Source organism: Methylophaga sp. UBA2689, from assembly GCA_002354555.1.
Taxonomy (GTDB): Bacteria; Pseudomonadota; Gammaproteobacteria; order Nitrosococcales; family Methylophagaceae; genus Methylophaga.
The window spans coordinates 53984-60412 of the sequence record DELT01000015.1 but is presented as its reverse complement, the minus strand read 5'-3'; the positions used below and the strand labels follow the sequence as shown (position 1 = coordinate 60412).

5 protein-coding genes are annotated in these 6429 nt (G+C 48.0%); 1 reads left to right on the top strand and 4 read right to left on the bottom strand.

The genetic code is table 11. The features are described from left to right. Positions 1 to 102: 102 nt before the first annotated feature. From mutL to B3M51_RS01515, 4 genes are all read right to left on the bottom strand, one after another. The gene (gene mutL / locus B3M51_RS01530; RefSeq protein ID WP_292756389.1) at positions 103 to 1779 is read right to left on the bottom strand and encodes a DNA mismatch repair endonuclease MutL; all 1677 of its coding nucleotides are present in this window, start codon (positions 1777 to 1779) and stop codon (positions 103 to 105) included. A 47-nt stretch (positions 1780 to 1826) separates the two neighbouring features. Then, positions 1827 to 3212 (bottom strand): N-acetylmuramoyl-L-alanine amidase, encoded by a 1386-nt coding sequence (locus B3M51_RS01525; protein WP_292756352.1) that lies wholly within the window; start codon positions 3210 to 3212, stop codon positions 1827 to 1829. A gap of 100 nt (positions 3213 to 3312) precedes the next feature. Next, positions 3313 to 3765 (bottom strand): tRNA (adenosine(37)-N6)-threonylcarbamoyltransferase complex ATPase subunit type 1 TsaE, encoded by a 453-nt coding sequence (gene tsaE / locus B3M51_RS01520; protein WP_292756350.1) that lies wholly within the window; start codon positions 3763 to 3765, stop codon positions 3313 to 3315. Next, positions 3765 to 5255, bottom strand: coding sequence for an NAD(P)H-hydrate dehydratase (locus B3M51_RS01515; RefSeq protein WP_292756348.1), 1491 nt, complete (start codon positions 5253 to 5255; stop codon positions 3765 to 3767). Before B3M51_RS01515 ends, tsaE begins: the two co-directional genes overlap by 1 nt. A 46-nt stretch (positions 5256 to 5301) precedes the next feature. On the opposite strand from B3M51_RS01515, the gene queG reads away from it, so the two are divergent. Next, positions 5302 to 6375, top strand: a complete 1074-nt coding sequence (gene queG / locus B3M51_RS01510) for a tRNA epoxyqueuosine(34) reductase QueG (protein WP_292756346.1) — start codon at positions 5302 to 5304, stop codon at positions 6373 to 6375. Positions 6376 to 6429: the final 54 nt, after the last annotated feature.

Below are 6429 nucleotides of genomic sequence, written 5' to 3'. Positions count from 1 at the left end.
ATAGCCAAACAGTAATAACACGATAACAGCAAGTATCGCCGCGATGATTGTGGAACCTGTACGGGCTCGATCCATTTGAAAACCGCCTCAGTGCATGTTTAATCAGTCCGAGAATAAGCTACCAAGTGTCGCCAGATCAAGTTCTCGACACCATGGCTTTTCAATGCATTCCGACATAGTGAGCGTTTTAAGCCATTCTTCTGCCTGCTGAGGGAGAATCTTATCTGAGGTTTGCAATAATTCCGAGAGACAACGACCAAGAACCGCTGCATCAATATCATCCTTACAGACAGCCGCGATGACCGCAGAAACCACAGCCTTCAGATCCAGCTGTGCCAGTGCGATAGGAATATTTTTGATGACTACAGCATTTTCCGTCGGCTGTAACTCAAAGCCGAATGAGTTGAGTAATGTCTGTTGTTTTCCAACGCTGTTTAACTGTGCAGCACTGCAAGGGTGGCTGAGCGGCACCAGAATCGGCCGACTTTTCAAGGGGAGCTGTTTTAGCAGCTCGCTGAACTGTTGCCTGCGCGAGCTGGAGAAGGCTTTTGGAAGATCAAGCAGATAATGCTGTTGCTGAAAATGTATCAATACATATCGTTGGTGCAAAATCTGCAATAACTGAACAGTATCATTTGAACCCGTCTGGTTGATGGCTATCGGTTTTTGGACAGAATACTCTGGAGGAGCTGTGGCGAGTTCATGTCTTTGATAGGCCGAGGCCGTTTCTGCAACCCTGGGTGGATTTGTCGGGGAGGCAGTTTGTGCTGGCCCGGTGATTATTTGTTGCTGTAGTTGATCTTTTACCGCTCGATGTATCAAACCATGAATCAGCCGGGTTTCGCGAAAGCGAACCTCATGTTTGGTTGGATGTACGTTCACATCCACTCGATCCAGTGGAATCGTCATATATAAAACATAGGCTGGATGACGGCCAGTCGGAATCAAATCGGCATAGGCCTGACGCACTATCTGACTGATCAGACGATCCCGTATTACCCGCCCATTAATAAAAAAGTATTGTTGATCAGCTTGGGGACGATGCGCCTCCACATGCCCCAACCAGCCTTTAATCGTGATGATGTCAAACTGTTGATCAATCTTTATGGCCTGCTTTACAAATGCCTGTCCACAGATTTTGCCAATTCTTGCCAATTGCTGAGACTCAGACTCGGCAATGGGAAGGTTGAGCTTTTGCTGGCCATTTAATTGACACTGAAAGCGTACATCGAAGCGGCTTAATGCCAGTCGCTGCATGGTGGTAAGGATTTGTTGCTGCTCGGTACGCGCACTGCGTAGAAACCGTCGGCGGGCGGGCAGATTAAAAAACAAATCTCGCACGGCCACAGTGGTGCCTTCTGGATGGACAACGGGTTCCGGCTCTTCTTCCTCGTGATGAATCTGCCAGCCACATTCACTATCGTGCTGCCGGGAAATCAAACTCAGATTAGAGACCGAGCTGATACTGGGTAAGGCTTCACCACGGAATCCCAGACTGGATATCTGGCTCAGCTGATCACTGGAGGAAATTTTGCTGGTGGCATGTCGGCTTAGCGCCAGACAGAGATCATCAGGATGAATACCTGAGCCGTTATCCCGAACCTGAATAAGCTGACTGCCTGAGCCCTCAATGGTGACATCAATTTCTGTTGCTGACGCATCCAGACTGTTTTCCACCAGTTCCTTAATGACAGAGGCAGGGCGTTCGATGACTTCGCCAGCCGCAATTTGGTTGGCAAGTTGTAGGGGCAGGGCATGAATACGTTTCGGCGTCAGCATCGACACAGTTTAACAGCTGCGAACAGCAAATCCGCAGTCAAAATCACTCAAGGAATTTTTAAAACGTCACCGACCATCAGTTTGCTGGTTTGCAGATTATTGGTGGATTTCAATTCAGACATATTGACTCGATAGCGTTGTGCAATCGTACTTAGGGTATCTCCGCTACTGACAATGTGTTGCTGGGGTTTAACCTGCTGGGTTATCGGGTTTCTCTGGAAATAACTGCGAATACCCGCCAGCATTGCCTGCGCCAGTTTGTTCTGATGGTTGACATCATTAAGCTTGCGCTCTTCTTCCGGGTTGGAAATAAACGCTGTTTCCACAAGCACTGAGGGAATGTCCGGTGATTTGAGTACTACGAAAGCGGCTGACTCGACCTGTTTTTTGTGTACCGGTCCTACTCGTTTCAAACCTCCCAGAACACTGTTACCTACTTCAAGACTGGCTTCAAGGCTGGCGGTCTGCGATAAATCGAGTAATACCGAGGCCAGCAGATCATCTTTATCTTCAAGACTGATACCACCTGCAAGGTCAGCAGCATTCTCACGGTCTGCCAGAATCTGAGCCGCCTCACTACTGGCGCCGCGTTGTGATAACACATAGACCGATGAGCCTTTCGCACTGGTCCTCTGGAAGGCATCAGCATGAATGGAAATAAACATATCCGCACCATTTTTTTTGGCTCGCTGAATACGCTGTCTAAGGGTAATGAATTCATCGCGTTCACGTGTCATAAATGCACGCATTCCCGGTTCGTTATCCACCAGTTTTGCCAGCCGACGGGAAATAGCCAGCACCACATCTTTTTCACGAGTGCCTTTTCTGCCAATCGCACCCGGATCACGACCACCATGGCCTGGATCGATTGCAATTACGATATCGCGACGGGGCAACATCGGTCGGTTACGCACCGTGGTGTTGGTAGCTGTTTGTTGCGGTGATGGGGGAGTATCAGCTTTTGTAATTTGAGCGGAAGCTTTTTCTTCTGCTTTATCAGTAGCCTTTTCTGGTGATTTTGACGATTTATTAGTGGCCAGAGCTGTGGCCGGTCCATGTTTTAAATCGACCAGAAGTCGATGCGAGTATTCACCTTCAGGCGCCAAAGTCTGAATCTCATAGTCCGTTTCCTGTTTAAGATCGAAAACCAGGCGATAAGTCTCCTGATCATGCTGGGCATGACGGATTTTCTCGACCACTGCACTGTTAAATGTCGGGGCAATTAATTTTTTGTTTACCTTGGCGGCTTTAAGATCGACAACTAACCGATGCGGATTTGTCAGTGTGAAGCTGGAATATTCCAGTGCTGTATCAAGATCCAGCACCACGCGGGTCAGGTTAGTATTTTGGGATATACGGATATTCTCAACCGAGGCGGCATGCGCATCGACCGTAAACATCAATAATATCAATCCCAATAACAAACGAGACATAGCAAGTTCCAACAAATTACACAGTGCTAGTTTGTGATTGAAGTAATAAAAAATCAAGACTTTTTTCTATATTTTTAATGAGATAGCGAATAAAGCTGAATTAGTTGTGAAGTTTGTCGCAGATATCAGAAGCGGCTTCGGAATAAGCCGTAAAAATGACTTCACGGCCGGAAGTCTGATATTTCAATGAGATAAGCAGGTCGGGTTCTGGTAAAACCCCTTTGCCTTGTTCCGGCCATTCGATTAACGATAGGGAACTGGCAGAAAAATAATCTTCTATTCCAAGATAGAGCAGTTCTTCCGGATCAGCGAGACGATATAGGTCAAAATGGTAAATATCCCGCGCATTGAGCTGATAATGCTCGACCAGAGTGTAAGTCGGGCTTTTAACTTTACCTGAATGGCCAAGAGCGTTGAGCAATCCCCGAACAAAAGTCGTTTTTCCCGCTCCCAGGTCACCTTTGAGGTGAATGCAGAATGCTGAATCGGGTAGTAAGGCCGCTAGTTTTGCAGCCAATTCCAGCGTAGCTTGTTCGTCTTTGAGCCAGAACATTAATAGATAAGGTTTGCTAGTCGACGCAGATGTGGCATCAAATCCATAGCCAGCGTGCCGCGTTCACCATCAAGTTCGGCTGCTTTATCCGCCGCCATCCCGTGAAGCGTTACTCCCACACAAGCAGCATCCATGATTGGAAAATGCTGGGCCAGCAGACCACCAATTACCCCTGCCAAAACATCACCCATACCGCCACTTCCCATTCCGGGATTACCCCAGGTAGAAAGGCGCGTGGGTGCTTCACCGTTGGAAATCAGTGTTCCTGATCCTTTAAGGACCACCACGCCACCATAACGTCTTTGCAGTTCATAAACTGCGGCAAAACGATCCGCCTGGATATCTTCTGAGCTGCAACCCAATAAACGGGCAGCTTCTCCCGGATGCGGGGTGAGCACCCAGTTATCATGATGTTGAGGATTTTTACTCAGCAGATTTAGTGCATCCGCATCCACAACCATCGGCAGGTTGGTTTCAATGGCTTTGTGTAATAATGCAATTGCCCATTCACTCTGGCCAAGACCGGGTCCAACCGACAGTGCATTTGCAGGATGCAGCAATTCTTCAAGCTCACTGGCACTTTCAACGCCATAACACATCAATTCAGGCCGGGCCAGATTAAGGATTGGGCCGTGGGCACTTCGGGTTGCAATGCTGGTTAAACCGGCACCTACACGAGCTCCTGCCTCAGCGGCAACTCGTGCTGCACCGGGCATACCATGATCGCCACCAATGATAAACAAATGGCCATATAAACCTTTATGACCTGTACGCTCGCGGGGCGCTAATCCAGCCGCATCGTTTTCCAGACTGACCCGACGCGCGATGGGGGTAAATACTTTATAGATAGCAGATGGGACTTTTAGCGAATCGAAGCAGACCTGGCCACAATAATTGGGGCCTTCGCCGGTAAATAGCCCTTTGTTCAGCCCCAGGAAGCTTAATGTGATTGTGGCATGAACAGCGGTTCCTAATGCGCGGCCGGTGTTCGCATGTAAACCGGAAGGAATATCCAGCGCTAAAACTGGTATTCGTTTTGTATGTTCATTGATAGCATTAACGGCTAAGGCATAGTAACCACTTACTTCACGATTGAGTCCAATACCCAAAAGTGCATCAACAATAACGTCTGTGGTGGGTAATTTTTCTTCAAACCGATGAATTTCAACACCGCTGGCAATAATTGCTTCACGGGCTGCAAGGGTTTCCTCGCTCATTTCTGTTTCATCGCCCACCTGAAAAATACTGACGCGATACTCTTCGGCTATTGCCTGTCTGGCCAGTTCAAAGCCATCACCACCATTATTCCCGGTACCGCAAACAACTAATATACGTTCAGCCTGGGGCCAATGACATTTAATGCAATCCAGCGCAGCCCTGCCTGCACGTGACATTAATTTTGCTGACGAAATATTATGTTGCTCTGTGACAATGCGTTCCAGTTCACGGGTTTGTTCAGCAGTGTAAAGTTCATGTGGCAAGGTCGACATAAAATAATATCCCGATGAAAAAATTCAGTTCACTATAATAGCCCGCATGGCCGATTCAAATACAGTGCAGTTATCCCGAGCGCTTTTAGAAGATATGCAGATCTGGGCGCGTTCATTAGGCTTTCAGCAGCTCGGGGTCAGTGATATTGACCTGTCAGCAGCAGAAGATCAATTGCAACAATGGTTAGCGCGCGGTTTTCACGGTGAGATGGAATTTATGCAACGTCATGGCAGTTTGCGAACCCATCCAGAAGAGCTAGTGCCCGGCACCATTCGCGTAATAACAGCCAGAATGGATTACTGGCCGGAAACCGCTACCGATGCATGGCAGGTGATAGGCGAGAGTGAATTGGGTTTTATCTCCCGTTATGCACTGGGGCGGGATTATCACAAACTGATACGTAAGCGTTTACTCCGGCTTTCAAAGCGGATTGAAGAGGCGGTTGGGGCAATGGGGTATCGAGTTTTTACTGACAGCGCTCCCGTGATGGAAAAAGCCCTGGCACAAAAATCCGGACTGGGCTGGATAGGCAAACATACCAATGTGTTAAACCGACAAAACGGTTCATATTTCTTTTTAGGCGAAATTTATACCGATCTGCCTTTACCCCTGACGGAACCGGTATCTGATCATTGTGGTTCTTGCACTGCCTGTATTGATATCTGTCCGACTCAGGCGATTGTTGCCCCCTACGAACTCGATGCCCGGCGCTGTATTTCGTACCTGACCATTGAGCTTCGCGGCAGTATTCCAGTGGAATTTCGACCTATGATGGGCAATAGGATATATGGCTGTGATGACTGCCAGCTGGTGTGTCCCTGGAACAAATTTGCTCAGATGACGACAGAATCAGCCTATCTGCCACGTGAAGGTCTTGATGCACCTCAGCTGGTGGAATTGTTTTCCTGGACCGAAGCAGAATTTCTGCAACGCCTGGAAGGCAGCCCAATCCGCCGCATTGGTTATGAATGCTGGCTGCGGAATATTGCTATTGCTCTGGGTAATGCCAAAACATCGCAAAAAATTGTGGCGGCATTAAAAGGCCGGCTTGAACATCCCTCAGAACTTGTACGTGAACATGTTCAATGGGCTTTGGAACAGCACATTAATCCGTCATAAAGCTGTCATTAACAATCGATAAAGTCCCGTGCCTGTATGTCTATTTAAACTGGA